Source organism: Paenibacillus residui (assembly GCF_042677205.1).
Taxonomy (GTDB): Bacteria; Bacillota; Bacilli; order Paenibacillales; family NBRC-103111; genus Paenibacillus_L; species Paenibacillus_L residui.
Window position 1 is genome coordinate 55,280 of the sequence record NZ_JBHTIU010000094.1, and the last position, 23,959, is coordinate 79,238.

At 49.5% G+C, this 23,959-nt stretch carries 13 protein-coding genes; 1 reads left to right on the forward strand and 12 read right to left on the reverse strand.

Features of this window, described 5'->3' with window-relative positions:
• Nucleotides 1-247 precede the first annotated feature (247 nt).
• The 11 genes from ACFQ03_RS22765 to ACFQ03_RS22815 form a co-directional block, all read right to left on the reverse strand.
• Nucleotides 248-6,058 (reverse strand): isopeptide-forming domain-containing fimbrial protein, encoded by a 5,811-nt coding sequence (locus ACFQ03_RS22765; protein WP_379291199.1) that lies wholly within the window; start codon nucleotides 6,056-6,058, stop codon nucleotides 248-250.
• A 742-nt stretch (nucleotides 6,059-6,800) separates the two neighbouring features.
• Complete coding sequence (locus ACFQ03_RS22770; RefSeq protein ID WP_379291201.1) at nucleotides 6,801-7,565, reverse strand: response regulator transcription factor; 765 nt, start codon at nucleotides 7,563-7,565, stop codon at nucleotides 6,801-6,803.
• Nucleotides 7,566-7,625: 60 nt separating this feature from the next.
• The gene (locus ACFQ03_RS22775; protein ID WP_144934833.1) at nucleotides 7,626-8,501 is read right to left on the reverse strand and encodes a carbohydrate ABC transporter permease; all 876 of its coding nucleotides are present in this window, start codon (nucleotides 8,499-8,501) and stop codon (nucleotides 7,626-7,628) included.
• A gap of 16 nt (nucleotides 8,502-8,517) precedes the next feature.
• On the reverse strand, nucleotides 8,518-9,417 hold the full coding sequence (locus tag ACFQ03_RS22780; protein WP_150960400.1) for an ABC transporter permease: 900 nt from the start codon (nucleotides 9,415-9,417) through the stop codon (nucleotides 8,518-8,520).
• A gap of 54 nt (nucleotides 9,418-9,471) precedes the next feature.
• Nucleotides 9,472-11,055 carry an extracellular solute-binding protein gene (locus tag ACFQ03_RS22785; protein ID WP_379291204.1) on the reverse strand — a complete coding sequence of 528 codons (1,584 nt, stop codon included), beginning with the start codon at nucleotides 11,053-11,055 and terminating at the stop codon, nucleotides 9,472-9,474.
• 104 nt (nucleotides 11,056-11,159) lie between these two features.
• Nucleotides 11,160-12,812 carry a sensor histidine kinase gene (locus tag ACFQ03_RS22790; RefSeq protein WP_379291206.1) on the reverse strand — a complete coding sequence of 551 codons (1,653 nt, stop codon included), beginning with the start codon at nucleotides 12,810-12,812 and terminating at the stop codon, nucleotides 11,160-11,162.
• Between the two features lie 644 nt (nucleotides 12,813-13,456).
• Nucleotides 13,457-14,593, reverse strand: coding sequence for a DUF4261 domain-containing protein (locus ACFQ03_RS22795; RefSeq protein WP_379291208.1), 1,137 nt, complete (start codon nucleotides 14,591-14,593; stop codon nucleotides 13,457-13,459).
• 329 nt (nucleotides 14,594-14,922) lie between these two features.
• Nucleotides 14,923-17,853 carry an Ig-like domain-containing protein gene (locus ACFQ03_RS22800; RefSeq protein WP_379291210.1) on the reverse strand — a complete coding sequence of 977 codons (2,931 nt, stop codon included), beginning with the start codon at nucleotides 17,851-17,853 and terminating at the stop codon, nucleotides 14,923-14,925.
• A 728-nt stretch (nucleotides 17,854-18,581) separates the two neighbouring features.
• Complete coding sequence (locus ACFQ03_RS22805; protein ID WP_144934813.1) at nucleotides 18,582-20,441, reverse strand: ABC transporter ATP-binding protein; 1,860 nt, start codon at nucleotides 20,439-20,441, stop codon at nucleotides 18,582-18,584.
• A complete protein-coding gene (locus ACFQ03_RS22810) occupies nucleotides 20,438-22,165 on the reverse strand; it encodes an ABC transporter ATP-binding protein (protein ID WP_379291213.1) in 1,728 nt (575 codons plus the stop codon). Before ACFQ03_RS22810 ends, ACFQ03_RS22805 begins: the two co-directional genes overlap by 4 nt.
• Nucleotides 22,166-22,645 (reverse strand): MarR family winged helix-turn-helix transcriptional regulator, encoded by a 480-nt coding sequence (locus ACFQ03_RS22815; protein WP_379291215.1) that lies wholly within the window; start codon nucleotides 22,643-22,645, stop codon nucleotides 22,166-22,168.
• A 330-nt stretch (nucleotides 22,646-22,975) separates the two neighbouring features.
• Between ACFQ03_RS22815 and ACFQ03_RS22820 the strand changes: the two genes are divergently transcribed.
• Nucleotides 22,976-23,635 carry a hypothetical protein gene (locus tag ACFQ03_RS22820; protein ID WP_144934805.1) on the forward strand — a complete coding sequence of 220 codons (660 nt, stop codon included), beginning with the start codon at nucleotides 22,976-22,978 and terminating at the stop codon, nucleotides 23,633-23,635.
• Between the two features lie 86 nt (nucleotides 23,636-23,721).
• Here the strand turns inward: ACFQ03_RS22820 and ACFQ03_RS22825 are convergent.
• On the reverse strand, nucleotides 23,722-23,959 hold a 238-nt coding region (locus tag ACFQ03_RS22825), incomplete at its 5' end, for a hypothetical protein (protein ID WP_379291217.1).

A 23,959-nucleotide genomic window follows, 5' to 3' on the forward strand; every position in this document is an offset into this window, starting at 1 on the left:
TGATCTATTCCTCCAATGATTTAAAAAACGGGAAAAAGTAACTAATAATTTTTGACTTAATAGGTGATGGGGGGGGGACAAAATACCCAGTCCGCTGTATAAGGGAGGTCATTCCTTCTTTCCATACAAGCAGAAACGGCGATCGCCGTTAAAGAAAACCTCCTGCTTCCCCAGGACGGGGAAGCAGGAGGTTACTCAATACTGTATTCCCATTAGCCGATTTCACTATGGAAATTCATGGCTAAGATTATTGCATCTTGCCGCCTCTTCTTCTCATGAGCAGCAAGCCTGCAAGCAGAATCAGAGCTCCGAATACTCCTAAGTTATACAAGCTGGTGGATGTATTCGGCAATTGGTTGTGCTCTGAAGCCGGCGATTGGGCCGGCGAAGCGTTATCTGCAGGCACCTCCGGAGTCACTGCTTCCTCTGGTTCTGCAGGTAATGCTGTCTCTTCTTCCGGTTCTGCCGGAGGTGTTACTTCTTCTGGTTCTGAAGGAATCTCAACATCTCCGGATGTGGATCCTTCTCCAGGCTCAGATGGGGAGGTTTCGTCTTCCTCATCATTAGAGTCAGTCGGAGGTGTTCCTCCGCCGCTGGATGGAGGGGTAGTGTCCTCGTCCGGTTCCGCAGGAGTTGTCGGCTCCTTCACTTCGACAATGATCGTGACTTCTGTCCGGCCGCCTTTGCCGTCGTCAATGATCACCGTGAAGCTGTCCTCTCCGACAAAGCCCGGATCCGGTGTATAGGTCCAGTTACCATCTTTGTCTACTTCCACCTTGCCATGCTTTGGATCTTTTCCTTTTTCATACGTCAGTTCGTCGCCATCCGGATCTTCACCTTCGATTTTGCCGGATACCGGCGTATCCTTCGGTGTCGTTACTTCAACATCCGGTGAAGTCGGTGGACGATTGTCATCAGGGTCGGTTCCGTTTCCTGGGTCTGTTCCAGGATCCGTTGGCGGAGTATTCGGCTCCTTCACTTCGACGATGATCGTGACTTCTGTCCGGCCGCCTTTGCCGTCATCAACGATCACTGTGAAGCTATCCTCGCCGACAAAGCCTGGATCTGGCGTATACGTCCAGTTACCATCTTTGTCTACTTCCACCTTGCCATGCTTCGGATCCTTGCCTTTTTCATACGTAAGATCATCGCCGTCCGGATCTTCACCTTCGATTTTGCCGGATACCGGCGTATCCTTCGGTGTCGTTACTTTAACATCCGGTGCCGTCGGTGGCCGATTGTCGTCGGGATCCGTTCCATCACCAGGATCGGTTGGTGGTTTGTTCTCCACGTCGATTTCTACCGTCGGCCGACCCGGCTTATCCATGTCGTCTCCGGTCACTTCGGCGACATTCACAATCTTACGCCCGTCCTGACCGTCTTGGATCACCGCTCTGAACTCCAGCGTATGCCAATTTGTATCCGTTATATCCCCATACATTCCAACGATCCGGTCGTCGGCAACGTAGCCATTATCGTCATAGGCGAGGCCGTTGTTGTCGGCAGCGATTGCTCGGTTGGTGTACACAATGTCGGTAACGGTTGCTTGGTTGGCGTATACACTGCCGGTAACTGTCGCTCGGTTGGCGTACACGCTATCGGTAACCGATTCTCCATCGACCTTCAGACTGCCCGGCACGTAGGCCAAGCCTTCCGGTAGGACGTCGGAAATGACGAAATTGCGGATCAGACTGTCACTTACCGTATTGCGGGCCTTAATCGTGTAGATCACGGTATCGCCGACTTCAAACACGCTCTTGCCGGCTTCCTGATTGACCGCCGTCTTTACCGATTCCAGCGTCGAATCCCGCGGAAATACTTCGATTGTCGTCGACGGCTCATCCGGCTCTTCCGTATTGTCTCCACCGACTACGGCGATGTTTTGAATATCTGCACCAGCCTGGCCTTGGTCTACAGTGACCAGGAAGGTAACCGTATGTTCGGCGGTATCCGTCACATGACCGAAGGTTCCTGTGACCTTGCCGCCTACCACATGACCGGCATCATTGTCTTCGGCATCGGTTACTTTGCTGCCATCGACTTCGAGACTGCCCGGCACATAAGTTAAACCTTCCGGAATGATATCCGTGATGACCAGGTTTTCGACCAAGCTATCTGCGATCGTATTCCTTGTCGTGATGGTGTAACGAATGGTGTCGCCCACTTCTGGGTTGTTGGCATCCGTATTTCCATCTGCTTTTTCATGGATATTGGCGATCTTTTTAGATTCCAGCTTCGGATCTTTCGGGTCAACCTTGATCGGAACCTCTGGATGGGTTGGCGGCACATCTTCACCTTCCACCATCGCAATGTTTTTCAGTTCCTTCCCGGATTGCCCGGACAGAATCTTGGCATGGAAGGTCAGCGTACGCCACTCGGTATCTTTGACCTCACCGAAGTTTGCCGTAACGGTGCCATTCTCAAATGCTGCATCTACTTCCGGATCTGCTTTCAAGCTGCCTTCGACATATTCCAGTCCTTCCATCAGCTTGTCCGAGATCGTGAAGTTGTTAATGATACTCTCCGACACAGTATTACGAGCTTTAATCGTATAAACTACGATATCGCCGACTTCGTATTTCTCTTTAGCTTGATCCAAGTTCGCTGCCGTTTTTTCGGATTCAAACTTTGGATCTCTTGGATATACCAGTACTTCTTCTTCCGGGCTGTCTGGTTCAGGAACATTTTCACCACCGACAGTGGCGATGTTTTTAATGTCTGCGCCAGCCTGGCCTTGGTCTACGGTCACTAAGAAGGTAACCGTATGTTCGGCGGTATCCGTCACATTCCCAAAAGTTCCTGTGACTGTGCCTCCGACGACATGGCCTGCATCATCGTCTTCGGCATCCGATACTTCCTCACCATCGACTACAAGACTGCCTGGCACATAGGTCAAGCCTTTGGGAATCATATCCGTGATGAACAGGTTTTCGACCAAGCTATCTTCGACCGTATTCCTTGTTGTGATGGTGTAACGAATGGTGTCGCCCACTTCGGGATGATCGGCATCTTTATTGCCATCCGCTTTTTCGTGGATACTAGCGATCTTCTTAGATTCCAGCTTCGGATCTTTCGGGTCAACCTTGATCGGAACTTCTGGTTTTGCTGGTGGGACATCTTCACCTTCCACCGTCGCAATGTTTTTCAGTTCCTTGCCTAATTGTCCAGACTGAATCTTGGCATGGAAGGTCAGTGTACGCCACTCGGTATCTTTTACTTCACCGAAGTTTGCCGTAAATGTACCATCCTCAAATGTTGCATTTACTTCCGGATTTGTTTTCAAGCTGCCTTCGACATATTCCAGTCCTTCGATCAGACTATCTGTAATCGTGAAGTTGTTAATGATACTTTCAGATACAGCGTTTCGAGCTCTGATGGTATAAACAACGGTATCGCCAACTTCGAATTTCTCTTTAGCCTGATCCAAGTTGGCTGCCGTTTTTTCGGATGCAAACTTTGGATCTCTTGGATATACCAGTACTTCTTCTTCTGGCTTATCTGGAACTTCCGTATTGTCACCACCGACAGTGGCGATATTTTTAATATCTGCTCCAGCTTGTCCCGCTCCTACTTTGACGAGGAAGGTCAATGTGTGTTCGTCCGTATCCGTAATGTCACCGAATTGACCGATGACGGTGCCTTCTTTGTAGTGGCCGTTGTCATCGTCTTCTGCATCGGTGACGGTTTGACCATCGACTTTCAGGCTTCCAGCTACATACTCCAAGCCTTCTGGAATCGCATCTGAGATGACCAGGTTTTTGACCAAGCTGTCTGTTACGGTGTTTTTCGTACTGATCGAGTACAGCAGCGTGTCCCCGACTTCCGGATGTTCCAAATCGGTGTTCCCAACCGCTTTATCTTGGATGGTGGCGGTCTTCGTCGATTCTAACACCGGTTTCTGATAAGTAAGTGGTGTTTTCGTCTCATTCGAATCGACTTGTTCTTCTTCATTTGTTAATAGATTGTCATAGCTTACTTGTGCTTTGTTGACAATTTGATTGATACTATCACTAACTAAAGCCTTTACTTTAAACTGAACGGTAATTCCATCAGGTAAATTGCTCGCGTTTGGCAGGTCTCCTAACTTAACAATAACTTTCTGCCCGTCGAAATGACCGGCATCGCTATCGTCTTCATCTGTTAAGTCGCCTTGCCCCGGTCCGTTTGTAATTTTTAACGAGCCTGGAACATATACTGTACCTTCAGGAATAGCGTCCTCAAAAACTGCATTAGCCGCAATGTCTCCACCATTGTTCTTAATGGTTACTTCATAGGTTAACTCTTGGCCAGCGAAGACTTCGCCCTCCGGAGAAGCTGTTTTTTCTGCGACAACACATGGTTCAGTGCCAAGGAAGATGTCGTCTAGGAAATTGCCAGTTTGAGGTTCCCCGTGAACCGAGTCTACTGCTTCAAAACCAAATCGAGTTACAGTTTGACCAGCAGGAACTGTATAAGTTCCACGATACTCTACCCACCCTTCAGAAGTGTGGGTGCTTATCGTTTCAACAACCGGTAGATCACCAGGAGCAGTCGTATTTGAACCGATTCTAACTGTCATTGTATCGTACCCTTGCACATGTCTATGGTATGCAGCTCTGTGTGATAGTCGCCAACTAATCGTTTGTCCCGGAGTTGTTTTTACATCCTGATACAATTGACTAGATTCAGAAGCGTTTAATTCTACATACTGCTCTCCATCAGGGACATCAGTTATATGATGGTATTTGCTATTTATATCAGGATCTATACCAAGTTTAGTTGGAGAGCCAAATTCAATAACTCCTGTACTATCGGTAGTTTTCCAGCCTGGTACAAAATCATCATAGATGTACATCCAAGAGGATTTACCACTTTGATTGATAGCATCATCAGGAAGATTCGACAAATCCGGTTCCTCAAAACTACCATTAATCAGCGCCACTGGTGCTGCACAGGCGTTTGGGGGTTCTATCGGATCAGGCGGATACACGTCAATGGTATGGTTCGGCTCGTCTGGCGTGTCTAGATTGTCGCCAGTGATAGCGGCAATATTTTCAATGGTCTGGCCGGCTTGTCCAGAAGTAACCTTCACTTGGAACGTAAGGGTATGCCATTCGGTATCCGCTACATCTCCAAACCTTCCGGTTGCTTTAGCACCGACATTCTCGCCTTGATCATCATCTTGATCATCACTGACGACTGTACCATCTACAGTCAGGGTACCCGATACATATTCCAACCCTTCCGGAATCTCATCCGAAATGACGAGGTTTTTCACCAGACTGTTTTCGACCGTGTTTCGCGTCTGAATCGTATAAAGAAGCGTATCTCCTACTTCCGGATGTTCCACATCGGTGTTACCTTCCGCTTTTTCCAGAATCTCTGCTGTTTTTTTAGATTCAAGTACTGGACGATTGGGTTCGAATTCCGGCAAAACTCTTGATGCTAAGTCAAAAATTAAACCCCCTGTCATAGCGCCTAGGTAAGTGGTACTATTAGTTTCCGGGTCAATTATATAGAATTTTGGATTAGGATTACCGCCAGCCAGCAGCATTTTTCCGCTGGGCAAAAAGCTGATTCCTCTAACCCCCCACTCTATAGCTACACCATCTGAATTAGTTATAGGGACTCTGCGTAAAACATTCGCAGTCTCTCGATCCAACTGCATAACTGAGTTAGCTCTATAAAACCAGAGGTAGCCGTCACCATCGGCAACAATATCGCCTCCTAAGTCTGCGGCCGAGCTATCAAGGCCCTTTATTTCGGTAGAAGTCTTATTGCCGGTACTTAGATCATAAGAACCTAGGAATGCTTTGTCGCCAATTCCATAAGAATAATAATATTTCCCATCATAAATTACAGCATTGCCCGCGATACCATCTAACGTTGTTACATATTCTGCTTTCCCATCAGCAGCGATTCTGTAAAAGTTAGCTGATCCAAGGGCACTAGCATAGAAAGCATTTTCGGTCAAAGATAGCGCTAATCCGTTTAAATTATTCACAGTGATGCCTGTTATAGGGACACTTGCCTTGGCAGTAGTTGTTGGGTTATTTCCATCAAATTGAACAAGGGTCATTCCCTGGGCACCATAGGAATCTACATCATTAATCGAAAAGGGTTCTGCAGCATGGATTGGTGCAGGCGAAACAAACGGCAGTACCCCCCCCAATGACGAGTAAAAATACACAAAATTTAACGAGGAACTGTTTTAATTTGTATTTGTTTGCCCTCGTTAAGCGAGTACTACTCAAGCGTTTCCCTCCCATCGTGGTTGTTAGACCGGTAGTATAAGTTCAGTTCAGTATCGATCTTTCCCACTATGCATTACATGTTCAAAACCATTCGTTTTCTTATCCGTTGTCAATTTGCTCATATGATGGTCGCAACTGATTTCGATACCATCTCCCCTATCTTTTTGTTCTGATATGAACCATATAATCATGTAGGAAAACATCATCAGAGATTCGACAACCACCCCTTCTTGGATTTAAACTATTGTTTAAATCTTATGAAGATTATACATCTGTTTTAAACACTTCGACATCTTTTGATCTATTCCTCCAAATAATATAAAAAATAAGAAGGATTTACTAAAAATGATTAATATTATTCTCGGTGAGAGGACAAAATACCCAGCCCGCTTATATAGGCGGAAATTATTCTTTCTATTTCTCTATAATAAATAGAAACCTCCTGCTTCCCCAGGCAGGGAAAACAGGAGGGTGCACATTTGCTTATTCCCATGACACGAATCACTATAGAAATCCATGGCCGGGAAGGCTTGCATCTAGCTGTCTTCGCTTTTTATGAGAGCGATCTTATCCGTTCCATTGATTAACCATTTCGTTCCGATACTCGGTTGGGGAGCACCCATTCAGCTTCCGAAACGTCTTGGCAAAGTGGGAATAATCCTCAAACCCAACCGAATGGCCAATCTCATACACCTTGATGAACGGCTTCTGTAAATAGCGCTTGGCCTGCTCAATTCTCAACCGGGTCAAATAGCGGATGAACGATTCGCCGGTCACCTTTTTGAACAGGGTGCCTAAATAATTCGGAGTTATCCCGAAATCATCAGCTACCTCGCCCAATGACAGCTTCGGGTCAGAGTACCGCGATGCCATAACCGACAGTACTTCCTTTATCATCGGATGCTTGTTCTCTCCTATGGCCTGCGGCTCATGGACCGGTTCGACGGTTGCCGGACGGCTCTGCCTCTTATGCTTCAATTGTTGAAGCATGGCAACGAAATAATCCGGATCGATCGGCTTGAGAATATAATCCGCCGCCCCGCAGCGAATGGCCGTCTGGGCATATTGGAAATCCCCGTATCCGGACAGGATAACGAAGTCCGTCTGGATCTGGCGCCGGCTCATCTCCTGCATAAGGGTAAGGCCGCTCATCCCCGGCATGCGAATATCGGTTATTACGACGTCGGGGGTATAAAACTCGAGAGCTTGCAGCGCCTCTCTCCCGTCGCTCGCTTCAGCCACAATCCGTATCCCTTCCGTTTCCGTTTCGATCAATATGCGGATCGTCTTCTTGACGACCCGTTCATCGTCAACCAGCATAACATTAAGCATGTCTTACCCACCCCTGATAAAGGATAAAGCCGTCGTTCGACTATCGGAGGCACACTCCTTCTATTCTTTGAGAGACCCGAGCATAGCTCCTTTGACAAAATGCTTCTGCAGGAACGGATACACCAGCAGAATAGGCAGCGTCGTGAAGATAATGGCGCCCGCCTTAATCATCTCCGGAGTTTGCAGCACATCCGTATCGAACATGTTGCTGTCGAAGCCCGAGTCAAAGCTGCTGTTCTGAACCATATTGCGAAGCTTCAATTGCAGCGGGAACAAATGCTCCGAGCGAATGTAAATGAGTGCGCCGAAGTAGGAATTCCACTGCCCCACCGCATGGAATAGAGCAATCGTAGCCAGGACCGCCTTGGACAGCGGCAGGACGATGCGTACGAAAACTCCGAACTCCCCGCAGCCGTCGATTTTGGCCGCTTCAATCAGCTCTTTGGAGATCCCTGCGAAGAAGGTTCTCATAATGATAATATAATAGGCACCTAGTGCACCAGGAATAATTAACGCCCACAGCGTATTATTCATTCCCAGCGCGTTGACCACCAGGAAGCTGGGGATCAGCGGCGACGGGAAAATAAAGGAGATCAGGATAAGTCCCACTATCCATTTGCGCGCGGGCATCCGCGGTCTCGTCAAGGTGTAGGCCAGGGAAGAAGTCAGCAGGAGACACAGCAAGGTTCCCGCGAGAGTGATATAGATGCTGACCCCCATGGCGCGCCACATATCCGCCATGCCGAACAAGGTATGGTACACATCCAGGAAAAATCCTTTCGGCCACAAATAAACCAGCTTGGCCCCGGCATATACCGGATCGCTCAAGGACACGGCAAGCAGGTGGATCATCGGAGCAATCATGGAAAGACTAATCAGGAGGATGACAGCACCATTGGTCCATTGAAACAGCTTATCCGAACGCTCCATGTTCATATTAGTCCCTCCATTTCTAGTAGATAGTTTCCCCGGTCGTCTTCTTGCTCAGCTTGTTCAACGAGACGACCAGAACGACGCTGACCACCGCTTTGAAGATACCGATAGCCGTTGTATAGCTGTAGAGGCCTCCCGTCAACCCGACCCGGTATACATAAGTATCGAACACCTCGCCTACTTCCCTTACGAGCGGGTTCAGGAAGAATAGCACTTGCTCTACATTGGCGTCCATCAGATGGCCGATGCGCAGCAGGAACAGAATGATGATCGTGGGCATTAGCGAAGGAAGCGTAATGCTCCACATTCTTCTCCAGCGCCCTGCCCCGTCCACCATAGCCGCTTCGTACAAGTTAGGGTTAATGGAGGTCATGGCGGCCAGATAGATGATCATCGACCATCCGATTTCCTTCCATATTCCTGCGCCAATGACAACGCCTAGGAAATACTTGGGCTCGGTCAGGAAGGATACGGACTCGAAGCCAAACCGGCCCAGAATCGTGTTGACAATCCCCTCATTGGCCAGAACTTCAACGAAGATTCCGCCGACAATAACCCAGGACAGGAAGTGGGGCAGATAAAGCAAGGTCTGCATGGTCCGTTTAAACCATTCCATGCGAATTTCATTCAACAGCAGCGCCAGAAGCAGCGGAGCCGGAAACCCGAACAAAATGGAATACAATCCGAATCTCAGCGTATTTCTCAAAACCATGAAGAATTCCGGGTAGTTGAACATATAGATGAAATGCTTCAAGCCAACCCATTTGCTGTGCAGAAAGCCCTGGAACAAATTGAAATCTTGAAAAGCTATAATGTTCCCCGCCAGAGGAATGTACTTAAAGATAAGAAAATGAAGCAGTCCGGGCAGCGCGATTAGAAACAGGACAACAGGGTCCGTCCATTTGATTTTCCGAAGCAATGGTACGTCTCCTTTCGTGATGAAATGGAAATAGGTGTTCCAGACGCCATTACCTTATTGTCCCTGTCTGAAAGATGTATACCATTCGGTCGCTTCCTTGATCATTTGGTCTCCACCGCGGCTCTTCCATTCCTTGACGAACTTGTCGAAGCCTTCATCCAGGTCTTCCTTGCCCACGACCAGCTTCACGAAAGTATCGTAGAAAATGCTTCCGGCCGACAGATCCACGGCAAGCTCCGGATGTCCCACCAGGGACTCCAGCGGCGGCATTCCCAGCGAATCATGCTTGTAAACAGATTTCTCCGCATCTTCATAACCCTTCATGATATGCTCCTCTTCCGGCTGGTACTTGATTATGGCAGAGCGGCTGGAGCCCCGTACATTGATGGTCTTGCGGTGGAATCCGCTGGCCTGGTTATCTACGTTGACCGCAGCTTCGGCGTCATACTCGATTTTGCCGTCCTTCTCCGTGTAATTGTGGCCCTCTATCCCGAAAGCGAAAAATTTCTCTGCTTCCGGAGTTCCCCACGCCCAATCCAAAAATTTGATAACCTCTTCAGGATTCTTCGTTGTGGACGGAATAACCCATACGAAATCAATTCCTTCCGATTGCGGCTGGAAATAGGATTCTCCGCGCGGTCCTTTCGGCGGAACGATCATGGCCGTCTTCGCGTCCGGCTGGTTAATATACTTGGTTATATCGGTGAAAGTCCCATATTGATTGGCTGCGGCCCCATAGGAACCGACATACCCTTTGAAAATCTCGGTGATACGGTCGGCCTGCTTCTTGGTGACAAAATCTTTATGGATGTAACCGTTATCATACAGCTTCTTATAAAAAGCGATTGCTTCCTTCATTTCCGGTTGAATGATATCCGGCTCCATCTGCCCGTCGCGCATCTGCCACGCACCCGGCCGCACGCCGAAGGATCCGGTAAACACGTCGCTCCAGCCGATGTTGTCCGTAATGGCTAGGGCATATTCATTATTCGGATCTCCGTCGCCGTTCATATCATTCTGCTTCACGCCTTCGGCAAATTGCAGAAATTCGTCCAGGGTCGTCGGCACATCCATATTCAGCTTATCGAGCCAATCCTGGCGGATGAACATGATCCGGGTGGCAGGAGCCGCTGCCAGAATCGGGATGCCATATGTCTTCCCGTCCTTCAGTACGCGCGGACTTTTCCAGGCCTCTTCGGGAATATTTTTCTTAATATTGGGCCCGTATTTATCCAACAGCTCGTCCAGCTCCAGGAAGACCCCCTGATCGACAGCGCCGGCATGTACGTTCGAGCTGATTCCGCTGGTCATCACCAGATCGCCCAAATCTCTGGACGCAAAGCGGAGAGCCAACTGCTGATTATAGTCCGCACCGCCTCCCCAGGTCATCAATTCATACTCGAGATCATAGCCTGACAGCCGGCTGAGTTCCTTGATATATTTCTCTTTCTCACTCGCCGGAGCCTGTGCGGCAAACATTCCTCCGCCGTCCGTCGTCAGAATGTGAAGCTTGACCGGCTTCGCCTCCTGTTCCGGGCCTGCCCCCTTCGTTTCTTTGGCACCGCTTCCGCAAGCTGGCAATGTAAGCGCTGCAGCAAGAAGACATACGGAACCTATTGCTTTTGACCGTCCTTTCATGTTCGGTCTACCTCCCTTTCTATGTTTGCAATCGATTATATCAATGGCCGTGCTCGGCCTATATGGTCTAACTAAGGAAATTATGGTCAATTCCTCGCTGGCGGCTATGACCATGTATTTATTTCGTCCGCCGGACGATAGGGAAGCCGGACTTCGAAACAGGTTCCCTCTTCACCGGAATGCAGAATATGCAGCCCGTAAGGGGGCCCGAAGGCCAACCGCAGCCGGCTATGAACATTCCAGAGGCCGATTTGCCGGATGGTCTTCCCGGCCGACTCCACATCTTCAGACGCAAAGGCCTTATTAAATTTCGCCATAGTGCCCGGATCCATTCCCCTCCCCTTATCGATCACCTGCAGCTTGAAGCAGCTATCTTCCGCTTGTCCTGCGATGAGTACTTCGCCAGGATGAAGTCCGTGATTTTCGTAAGCATGGATAATCACATTCTCAATGATAGGCTGCAGGATCATCCTGAACAGTTGAACTTGATCCAGATCCTTCTCCTCTACGGCGATGTCGAACCGTAATTGCTCATAGCGCTCCTGCTGTATTCTTAAGTAGTTGCGAATATGGTGAATTTCCTCGCGAAGCGGTACCGGATGCCGGGGATCACTCGCACTGTAACGAAACATCCCGGCCAGCATGACCGTCATTTGGCTGATCGGTCTGACCTTGGCCTCGATCGCATAGGAATTGATAATTTCCAGACTGTTGTATAGAAAATGCGGGTTAATCTGAGACTGCAGCGCTTGAAGACGGGCTTCTCTCTGCTTCAGCTCCATGTCTTTGTGCTCGATGCGGGAGAGATGAATGACCTCGACCAATCTTTTGACCTCCAACAAAATTTTATTGAAGGTAATGAAGGCGAGAGCGAGAATTATCAGCCCGACAATCGCTGTAATCATTCGTAAATTGGGAAGCGTACCTACCAGCTGGTTCATAGGAACCTCGGACAGAAGCGTCATTCCGGTAGCTTTGGAGGTTTCATACACGATAATTTTATGCTCCTCCGCAGTGCGGTCGATAAAATATCCGCTCGTTTCCTGCATCTGCTCCCTCCAGATACCGGGGACCTCTTCCCCCCATTTGGCAAAATCGGAATGATACAGAAACTGATGATTGGCTGTATCGATAATAGCGATATGGTCATCCTCCCCGGGTTTTCGGCCGTCATCCATATCCAGCAGCCGGTCCAGCGAGAAAGCATAGATCATCGCTCCGGCGAAGCCGAAGGTAATATTGTCGAAGATGCTCCGCTGTACCATGACGACGGGAACTCCTCCTACTTTCTGAATGCCTATGACCTTGAAGCTTTCATCCGGTTCGACCGAATCCCGAATGTCGACGCCCAACCGGTTCGCGATCTGATCGCCAAGCACCGCACCTTTAACCGAATACATATAGAATCCGGCGAATTCGTTATTGCCGTAGGCGATCTTCGGGTAGATCTCCTGGCTGATTTCCGACTTCAGCAAATACAAGCTATAAGCGTCGCTAGGATCGTATTTGACAAACTGCTGTATCCTGGGATCGCCCGGAAGCGTCTGAGTATCCAGCTTGATTCTGGCAAAATATTCGTCCAGGCGCTTATTCAACTGCCTGATCCACTGCGCATTGTAATAGACCGCGCTGTTCTCGATCGTCTGGGTCGTTTTGTTATACCATATCACTCCGATAATAAGAAAGGGGATACAGAAAAAAACGAGGAAAAACAAAGTTAACTTCTTCTTGATGGATAGCGGGCGAAACCAGTTCATGAGAGTCCCTTCTTTCCCCTGTGTAAAGTCCAATCCTTGCTGTTCCACATTTTATCCGTCATATCCTCTTCGGGCAAGGGAAAATCGTTTCGCTACACGGCCGCTGAAAAGCCTGCGAATCTGCATCCTTTTGGCCGTTTAGCTGCACGATAAAGGTTTATACAGTACTTTGCGGGGAGCCCTGTAAAATCCCCCACAAAGTGACGTATGACCTTCGAAGCGTATTCCGTCCGCACTCCAACGGAGTCGGCGTCTAAACCTTCCTCTAATCGCGGTCGCTCTTCCTGCTTTGCTTCGATAAAGGTTTATACAGTACTTTGCGGGGAGCCCTGTAAAATCCCCCACAAAGTGACGTATGACCTTCGAAGCGTATTCCGAGTACTTTGCGGGGAGCCCCGGAACTGGAGATGAGTAACCGGTATCAGCGGAAGCTTTTTATGCCAATAGATGCATTACATTAACACTGCGAAGAACTAAATACCTTGATGTGGAAAAATAAACCTGAAAGTCCTTTTGGACATCCAGGTTTCTTTGCAAAATGGTTTCTGTTCCGGGAAGATATGAAGTGTCTGACTGCAGGTGTGAGGTCCTCTAGTCTCGTTTCTTCCATTGAATCTGCCAAGATTGGGCTGCCATATGTAGAACTAAAATTGTATTTTCAGACTGTCTCCGTTGACATACACGCCTGCGGAACGGGTAATCGGCAGCCTCTGTTCAGCCGAGAAACCAATGGTTTCCCCGTCCCTTAACGTAACGTCCTGTTCCAGGATATATCCGGAAATCTCAATCAGAAAATCGCGCAGCTCACTCGGACTCGCTTGAGAGTCCAGGATTTCGATCTCATCTTTGCCGAAAGCTCGAAGTCCGTAAGTATATGCGCCCATACCGTTTTCCGTTCTGATAAGGCCGAAATGTACGAGATTCAACAAGGGCAGCATATCATCGGATTTCATAAGGTTCGCGAATTCCAGATAAAGCTCGGGCTGAAAGACGGTGCCGGAAGTATAAATTCCGACGGCGTTCGGAAGTTTCAAACAACTGGCCGCAAGCTTCGTGTACAGTTTGGCGCTGTCGAGCGGGGACCCGGACCGGGTAAAGACGGCCAATATGATCTGGGCGACATGTGTTTTGGTAACTTCGACGGCATCCTTCCACAAATAGTTGGCCTGGGCAAAATATTCCGCTTCGCCATCCGGTACGGGGGCATCGACAAAGCTGACCGCCAACATGAAGCCGTCTACATCAAAAACAAGGGTTCCGCCTTTTTCTTTAGCGGCATCTTGCCCCTCTTCCTCCGGAGGCGGACAAGTGATGTTCCAATCCTGCAGCAGATTTGCTTTGATTTGTTCCAGATCGCATTCCGGCGAATTGAGCAGAACGAATCCGTTGAAGATGCCGGATGAATCGTCTTCGGATGCTTCTTCTTCCGATGCTGTATTTTGTGATTCTGCTTCGAGCGCTGCGGCCCGATCCATCCAGTACTGGCGGATCATTTCAACGAGAGCAATGGCTTCTTGCTCCGCCGTCGCAGGATCATACGGCTGCATCTCGCTGAACACATGGCCGCAATGCTGCGTATCGGACGGGTCTTCATAACCGCCGCAAACGCCAAGCAGCCATTTTCCTAACACCGATTTTTTATACTTGAATATGTAGTAGTGCATGCCGTGTAAATCAAATTCTCCCGCGATTTCAATTTTGCCGGGCTCCCGGCCGAGCTCATGTTCATCCGCCAGCCATTCAATCATGGATTGCATAGCCGCTTGCTGCTGGATTGTCATTCATTTCCCGCCTTTTATTATAAAATGATTGTTCTATAATTGTTTATACTACTAACTGTTGGGAGGTTAATCAATCTAATAGATTGTCTTTTTAGGATTGGAATATAAAAGAGGGCCTAGTTGCGACCTCGACTCTCAGTAACAGCCTCTTTAAGGGAGGCTTGTATAGATGAAAACTTACACTTGCTTATATTTTGAAAAAACCTCCCTGCAAACCTGAGGCTCACAGGAAGGTTCAATTCGAAAGCAGCACTTACCCCAAAATGGCGTGCCACTGGAAAAATAGTGCGGAAAGCATATGTTTCCCGTACCTTCCCGCACCCTTTCCTCTATTTTACATGCACCAGACAGACAGCGATTAGACCGCCGTCCTGAGTAGTCACTTTTATCGTCGCGGTTCCCGTGGCCATCGCCTGCACTTGGCCCGCTGCATCAACTGTCGCCACTGCTATGTTATCCGATTCCCAGATGACGTTCCGATTGCTGGTGAAAACCGGGGCTACTTCCGCCTTGAGTACAGCCGATTCTCCAGGAGCCAGATGAAGCTCCGTGCGGTCCAATGTCACGCTCGTGACCGAAACGGTACGATCCTCAATCGTATAGCGCCACAAGGTGTTTCCGTAAGAGGTGGCAGGACCGTTTTTAAAATAAAGATTGCCATAAGCATCCTGCGCCAATCGATGCGAATCCTGATTCCGGAGAATGGTTACCTCCTTGCTTTCCGGATCAATTTGGAATAGCTTACCTTGGGCTGTACCGTATATATATCCGTCCTTGCCAAGCTCAAGCTCGACTCCGCCCCTTTCATAACCCAGACCCGGGAATTTCTCTTCACGGTAGATAACCTCTTGCTTCTCCGGATCGAAGATGAACAACGTCCCTTGGGCAAGCCCCCAGATATGACCTTCCGGACCGACCAGCAAGGCGCCTATGGCGGTGAGCCCGGGAACTGGAACGGTTTCATAGGTTATCCTTCCTTCAGCGATATCCCATATAAACAGCTTCGCTTCCTGGGCAACGGGCTTCGAGCTTTCGCCATAGATGCTGGAACCGCCATATACTTTCCCGTCCTTATAGGCCAATGAAATGACGCTCTGGTCGGGGATCAGGTTGCGGCGGATGTCCGCTTGCCCGGTAGCGATATCATAAATCGTAAAGGCCCCGCCCAGCATTCCGTAATGCGGGGAAGTTCCGATGAACAGCTTCTGATCGGCTTCCGACCCGGCCATAGCTACCGGCCGATTCTGATTCTCGCTCCCCATGGTAAACAATTGACGCGGGTTCTGTTTGCTTTTCCACGGTTTGCTCAAATCGTACTCGAAAATCTTCGCATCGGGGTAGACACCGAAATACATCTTATTTCCCAAGGTCAAGATCGACTCCGACTGCCCGATGCCGGTCTGCCGCACAATCGTTCTGGTGTCGGGATTGAAGATACCTACCCCACCGGAAATGTACCCGTTGCTGTAAATATTCCCGTCCGGACCTGCTGCGACGTTAAATATATCTGTTGGCTGAGCCGGAAGCGGCAATGTAAAGACCTTCAGCTTCTGAGTCTGCAAATTGTACTTGAACGCCTTGCCTTCATAATTGCCTATGAAACCGAATAAGGTCGGCCCCGGGTAGTCGGGATCATTCAATCGGACGAAGCTCCATCCGATCGCTGTCTGGCCGAGCACGGCGGGATGGCCCCCAATCATTACCTGGCCGGTTGTCTTAGTGTCCAGATTATACTCATACAGATGGGCACCGTTAGTGTAGTAGACGACATTTCTTGTCGGATCGGCAATAATTCCCCGGGAGTGGGCTGTGAATTCCGCATCTACACTTCCGGTAGCCACATCCAGCACAACCATGTTATATCCCGGATCCAGCTTGATGAACAGCTTTCCGCCCACCAGATTGAGATCGTAAACAAAGCTGTATTTTGCATATTCATCGGGCAGCAGGTTTCTTTTTGCTCCCGTAGCAGGGTTAAATTCGATCAGTGCGGCATGGGCCCCGACCCCGGCATAGAGCAATTCTTTCTCCCGATCGTAAGCGACACCGCGAACATACTGCTCCCCGGGCTTCATCTGGCCGTAATCGGTCATTCCGTTGGCAGGATCATATTGAAACAAATTACCGCCCGGGTAAGTTCCCCCATAGATTTTTCCATCCTTGCCTGGAATCATACCGTAAATGACGGTAGTCCCTGCAACCGGCTGGCCTAAATCCTCCACTAGATCCGCGCCGGGAGTATATTTATAGAGGTGCCCGTTCGGATAGCTGCCAATATAGACCGTGCCGTCCTCTGCCGTTACGATAGACCACGATCCGGTTGCCCCCGGAAGGTCGAAGGTTCGGACGACCTCTTCCGATTCCGTATCGACAATGGCGAATTGGCCAGGGTCCCCTACAATAACGGTATATCCGACATCTTTACCGGCTGTGTCCTGTCCGAACGCTCCCGTCATGATGGTCAGATTGGCAATCTGTACGCCTAAATCCTCCATATAAGGGGTGACCTCGACCACTTGCGGAGTTTCCGCAATAACCGCCCCTTCCGCATCAACGACCCGGTAGACAAACGTATAGGTTCCTATCCTGGAAAACTTCAGCGTCCAGGTTTCCGTCTGGCGGTATTGTGCGGGAAGGTCCTTCCCCGGCGCCCACTCTCCCTTGTTCATGAAGGTATGAACCACTCCTGAGCTATCCTCTGCCCGGAACAATAAATCGCCGGGTCCTTCTATTTTCTCGAAGGTAATAGTCACATCCTCGTATCCTTCCTTCCCGAGCTCCTCTGTCTCCAAAGTAACCGGGACCTGAAGGTATTGTCCGGCTCCTGCGGTTTCAGGCAGGTCATACTGAAAGCGATAGGTAGAGCGGCGGTCTTCCCCGGCACCTGCGCCCTTAACCCTCACACGGATTTCATCCGACACTCCTCGATAGGTGGCTTTCAGTGTCGCTTCGCCTTCCTTCAGCGCCCGCACAGTCATGCCGGATACGGAGAGTACGGTCTTGTCGCTGACTGTAAGGATGACATCGGAAACCTGTTCGCTCCCTCCCTTGTGAAATTTCGCGATGACCCGGACCTCCTTCGATTTTCCTTCCTTCAGGTTAAGCGCTTGGGGAACAATCTTGATCGATTGCGGAATTTTCCCCTCCGCCAATTCATTATGCATCCCCCCCAAACTTTCCGAACTATTTGCAAAAACAGGCATCACCGCCAACATACTGCACAAGCCAATGAGCACCAACGCCGTCCATCTGCGCAGCATTCATTCAACATCTCCCTTCACTGGATTTGATAGTGGACATTTGAGTCGTACAACATTTCGTATATTGAGTATAAGTCTTGTTGTAAAGCGCTTTCATTTCTTTTGGTCAAAATTACCCGCCTTCTAAAAAGTATCCCTCCTCCCTATAAAAGGTGAAGAAGACAATCATGCAGTAATATCTACAAGTATTTTACCTGTACATAAATAGATTGGCAAGAGTATCCTTATAATCCTGCGGAAATTTAGTTTGACTGAGGTTGAAGTTCTAACTCGGTTTCTACTTGCGGCCCTCCAGATAGCAAGAATTCGGAACTTATATCCATATTGCCGCCCCATGGCCCAGATATAGCAAAAAGACATGCATTTGTGCATGTCTTTTTGCTGCATTTCCTTAAATCGCGAGAAAGACGAACGAAAATGCAGGTCTTTTACCTCGAAAAGCCGAAAACCAGTCAAAATCGTTAAATTCACCTGCACTTTTGCATGTCATTTGCCGATTTCAGCCAAATACCTTCGAAAGACCTGCACTTTTGCCGGTCCTTTCACCCCGGAAGGCGTCCCCTCACAAGGAAGCCCCGTGAAGAACGATCATTCGACTCGGAAGCCTCGCCTTGTACCGCTCGAATCCGGGGCTGGGACGTCTGCTTTATCCCGCAGATACCAACCGGCCGGACGACGGCATGTTGCTCCGGCTAGACCCGCAAGCCCCACACCTTATCCGCGCCCCCTCATACCGCCTCTTGCTTAGCTCCCCCGGTAAACTGGCTGTTATACAAATCGGCGTAGAAGCCGCCCTGCTCCAGCAGCTCCTGGTGATTGCCCTGTTCGATGACGTTGCCTTCATTCATCACCAGAATCGTATCCGCGTCGCGAATGGTGGACAGCCTGTGCGCGATTACGAAGCTTGTTCTTCCCTTCATCAGCTCGTTCATCGCCTTCTGAATATAGACTTCCGTTCTGGTATCGACACTGCTTGTCGCTTCATCGAGAATAAGAATAGCCGGATCGGACAATATCGCCCGGGCAATCGTCAATAACTGCTTCTGCCCCTGAGAAATATTCGAGGCCTCCTCATTCAGAACGGTGTCATACCCGTCAGGCAGAGTCCGTATGAAATGGTCGGCATGAGCAGCCTTGGCCGCCGCGACAATCTCTTCGTCGGTAGCTCCCGCCCGCCCGTAGCCGATATTCTCCTTGATAGTGCCGTTGAACAGCCATGTGTCCTGAAGCACCATTCCGAACATTCCGCGCAGATGTCCGCGCTTGAGCTTTGTAATATCGACACCGTCAATCGTGATTCGGCCGTCGTTCAGCTCATAGAACCGCATCAGCAGATTGATCAGCGTCGTCTTGCCCGCACCGGTCGGCCCCACAATCGCAACGGTCTGGCCCGACTTCACATCGATGTTCATGTTCTTGATCAACGGGGCATCTTCCTTGTACCCGAACCGGACGTTGCTGAACTGTACCTCGCCGCGCGGAGCAGTGATGGATATGGCATCTGCCGCTTCCGGCACTTCCTCCTCTTCATCCAGAAGCTCGAAAACCCGCTCCGCCGAAGCCATCGTGGACTGGATGACGTTGGCGATATTGGCCAACTGGGTGATAGGCTGGGCAAACTGTCTCGAATATTGAATGAAAGCCTGAATGTCCCCGATTTCGATCGCCCGTCTCGTGACGAGCACGCCGCCAATCACGCTGACGAGCACGTACCCGATATTGCTGATAAAGCTCATGAGCGGCATGATGATTCCGGATATAAATTGTGCTTTCCAGCCTGCTTCGTACAGCTTGCCGTTAATTTCCTCGAACTTCTCCACCGACTTGTCCTCATGCCCGAAAGCCCTGATGATCTGGTGGCCCGTAAACATTTCTTCCACGTGGCCGTTCAGCTCTCCGAGTGACTTCTGCTGGTCTTTAAAGTAGGTTTGCGAACGTTTGGCGACCGACTTGGTGACCAGGAAGCTCAGAGGCAAAGTCAGAAAAACGATCAGAGTAAGCAGCGGGCTAATCGTCAGCATCATAACGATGACTCCCACGAAGGTGACTACCGACGTAATTAACTGCGTCAAGCTTTGCTGGATGGTGCTGCTGAGGTTATCCACATCGTTGACGGCACGGCTTAAAATTTCCCCGTTCGTCCGGGAATCTAAATATTTTAGAGGAAGCCGCGCAAGCTTCGCGTTGACTTGTTTGCGCAAATCATACACGGTTCTCTGCGTCACTCCGGCCATAATGTACTGCTGAATGTATGCAAACAAGGAACTGACCAGATAGAGTCCCCCAAGGACGACCAGAATCTGCAGAATGTAGTCAAAATCGATCCCGGCCCCCGGCACCATAAAGCCTTCAAACAGGGCGGTGGTCGCTTTTCCCAATATTTTCGGGCTGACAATGCTGAATACCGTACTGAGCACAGCCGCTGCGAAAACAAACATCAACGAATATTTATGCGGTTTTAAATAGCCGATCAGCCTTCTTAACGTCCCCTTGAAATCTCTGGCCTTCTCGACCGGCATCCCTATCCGCGGGCCTCCATGTCCATGCCCGGGCCGACCCGGACCGGGTCCTCTGCGTTCTCCGCTCATGCGATTTCCTCCTCTGACAACTGGGAAGAGACGATTTCCCGATAGACCTTGCACGTATCCATCAGCTCGCGATGAGTTCCGATTCCCGCGATTTCCCCTTCATCCAGCACGATAATCCGATCCGCATCCATAACGGTACTGACTCTCTGGGCCACAAGCAGGACGGTGGAGTTCGTCGTTTCTTCTTTAAGGGCGGCCCTAAGCTTGGCATCCGTTCTGAAATCGAGCGCGGAGAAGCTGTCATCGAACGCATAAATCTCCGGCTTCCGCACCAAGGCGCGAGCTATGGACAGACGCTGCTTCTGCCCGCCGGACACATTCGCTCCCCCCTGGGCGATGACCGAATCGAAGCCGTCCTTCATCCCGGTTATAAACTCCTCCGCTTGAGCTATCTTCGCCGCATGCCGGATCTCTTCATCGCTTGCCGTCTCCCGCCCGTAGCGGATGTTGTCTGTAATGGTACCGGTGAACAGCAGCGCCTTCTGCGGAACGAGGCCGATCTTCTCCCGAAGACTCTCCTGCGACATCTCGCGAACATCGACCCCATCGACCAGAATTTGCCCGCTGTCCACATCGTAGAAACGGGGGATCAGGTTAATGAGCGTCGATTTGCCCGAACCGGTTCCGCCGATAATCGCCGTGACCTCTCCCGGATTAGCGTGAAAGGAAATATTGGAGAGCGCAGGCTTCTCCGCCCCCGGATAGCTGAACGTAACATCCCTAAACTCGATATATCCTTGCCGCCCCCGGCTCGTCTTGGGCTGCTCGGGATCCTTGATTTCGGGAGTCATCTCCAGCACCTCGTTAATGCGCGCCGCAGAGGCGGAGGCACGGGGAATCATGACGAACATCATGGAAACCATGAGTAGGGAGAACATGATCTGCATGGCATATTGGATAAAAGCCATCAACGCCCCCACCTGCATATCCCCGTTGCCGATCCGGAGTCCGCCGAACCAAAGGATGGCGATTGTGGAGAAATTCAGCACCAGCATCATGATAGGCATTAAGGAAGCCATTAATCGATTGATCTTAACTGCGGTCTGGGTAAGATCCAGGTTGGCTTCGTCAAAACGCCGGGTCTCGTGATCGATCCGGTTGAAGGAACGGATGACCCTAATTCCGGTCAGCCCTTCGCGAAGGACCAGATTTAACTTGTCCAGCTTGACCTGCATCGCTTTAAACAGCGGCATACCTTTAACCGCGATAGTCACAATGGCCGTTACCAGAATGGGAATAACGAAGACGAGAACCAAAGACAATTGAGCGTCCTTGGATACCGCCATAATAATTCCGCCGATACACATCATTGGGGCCATGATCATCATTCGCAGCATCATGGTCAGCACTTGCTGAACCTGATTAATATCGTTGGTCGTCCTCGTAATCAGCGAGGCGGTTCCGATTTTATCGAATTCTTGCAGGGAGAACCTCTCTACATGGGCGAAAATCTTGCCCCTCAGCCGGCGTCCGAAGCCAACCGAAACTTTGGAGGACAAAAACCCGGCAGCTATGGAACAAACCACGCCGAAGGCCGCCACTAACAGCATATAACCGCCGATCTTCAAGATATAAGAAGTATCCCCATGAACGATCCCGACATCGACGATATCCGCCATCAACGTAGGCAAGTAGAGCTCCGACAAGGTCTGAATGAAAATAAGCACCAGCACTAGAGCGATCGGAAGACGATACGGCTTCAACAGTTTGAACAGCCTCAGCATTTATTCTGCACTTCCCTTCGATGGGGATAAAATCATGTCTTTTTCATTGTAATAGGCAAACACTTTGGTCAATAGCTCCACCAGCTTCTCGCTGTCTTCTTCCCCCAAGAACTCCACCAAACCGCGAAAAGAATCGGCGAACACTTCCTTCGCTTTCCGGGTTACCTCGTCCCCCTGTTCGGTTAATCGAACCTGCACCACCCTCCGATCCGTGGAGTCGATGTTCCGTTCCACCAGACCGTTAGCCTCCAAGGCGTTGATTAATTGCGTAACGGTAGGGGAGGTGACATGAAGCCGCCTGCTGATTTCCGACACCTTCATCTCCTCCAGCCCCTCGATCCTTCCAAATCTCAGGCAGAAGAGCAACTTGATTTCGCTCGGTTTATATCCGAGGACAGAGCGTTCATGCCAGTCCGCTCTTTTAAATTTCATAAATGCCCGTAGCAGCTTCCTCTCCGTAGTCAGGTCTCCGGGTTCCATAGGTTCACCTCCACTTGAAAAATAGACGGGTAAAAAAACGCGGCCGGCGCTCACGGACCCAATGTCAAAGTGACGAGCCGCCCCAAATCATCCTGCAGAAACTTTAGTCCCGCCCATTTAATTTAGTAACTAAATATTTTCGTAACTAATTTAATAGGCAACCTAATTATATTTTTAGTTTGTGTTTTTTGTCAATTCCATTTTAAGCAGGGTGCAGGTCGCCTTGGAAAAACATCTTGGTCTGCGGTGTGATTAAGCTGTTTTTCACATTGTCTATAACAATAGAAGCATCGAACGAATGCAAGAATGGAATGGGGTTGATGATTGTATATGATTAAGTTTCTATTCTTCGTTGTGATCATTACCGGGTTGATGACAGCATGCATGGCTCCCGGGACATCTGTGGAGCTTCCAGATTCCGCATACCAAACAGCTCAGCAAAATACTTTAAACCGGAATCATGTGCCGGTTACCGAAGGGGAACCACTCCCGGAGGACTTAACAGAGCGTAAGGTCGTGCCGGATAAGGAAAAGGAAATTATAGCAGGCATTAAAGAAGAAGCTTTGTACGGACGAATGAAAGATGTGGGAACCGCATTGGGGTCTACCTTTCAGGAAATCGTGGAGACATACGGGGAACAAGAGGGAATCGGAAATCAGGAATGCTGGACATATTCGTATGGTCATCCTGCAATCGACGCTATTTTCTATTATGATCATGATTCTTGCTCCGGTGCCCATGAGCCTAATCGGCTGCAGCAGGGCACGGTGCTTAATAAAATCTCCGTCACTCCGGAGCTTTTTAATATCCAAATGAACGGGAAGGATGTCAAGGAAGCTTTAGGAGAACCTGACGAGGAATATTGGAGCGAATCCTATGGCGGCTATTATTTTATTTATGATTTAGACACCTATCGGCTGGAATTCATAGCAGACGAGAATTCGGCTGACAAGGAAGTCTATCAAATCGATCTTAGAAGCCTTGACTGAGGGGGAGCAAAAGAGGTAACTTCTCGCGGACGAAATTATTCAATGTATTATGTCAATTTTTTAACGAATAATGCGAAAAAACAGAGTTAACGGATGGTCGCGATAACCGAAACCCCTGATGAGGCAAGATGGTATTTAGGAAGATCCCCTTCCAGTTGAAAAAATGTAAAAATACTTTTAATATGGCCGCTTTTCGCGTTTTTGCCCGGAATAAGTGCATTTTTCCCCTTAATCGAGGCGACTTTCCACACATGGGATGGCGTAAAGTATTCTGTGTACCAAGATTTGGAGCCTTCACAGGCGACAAAAAAGTAGGGTATTCTC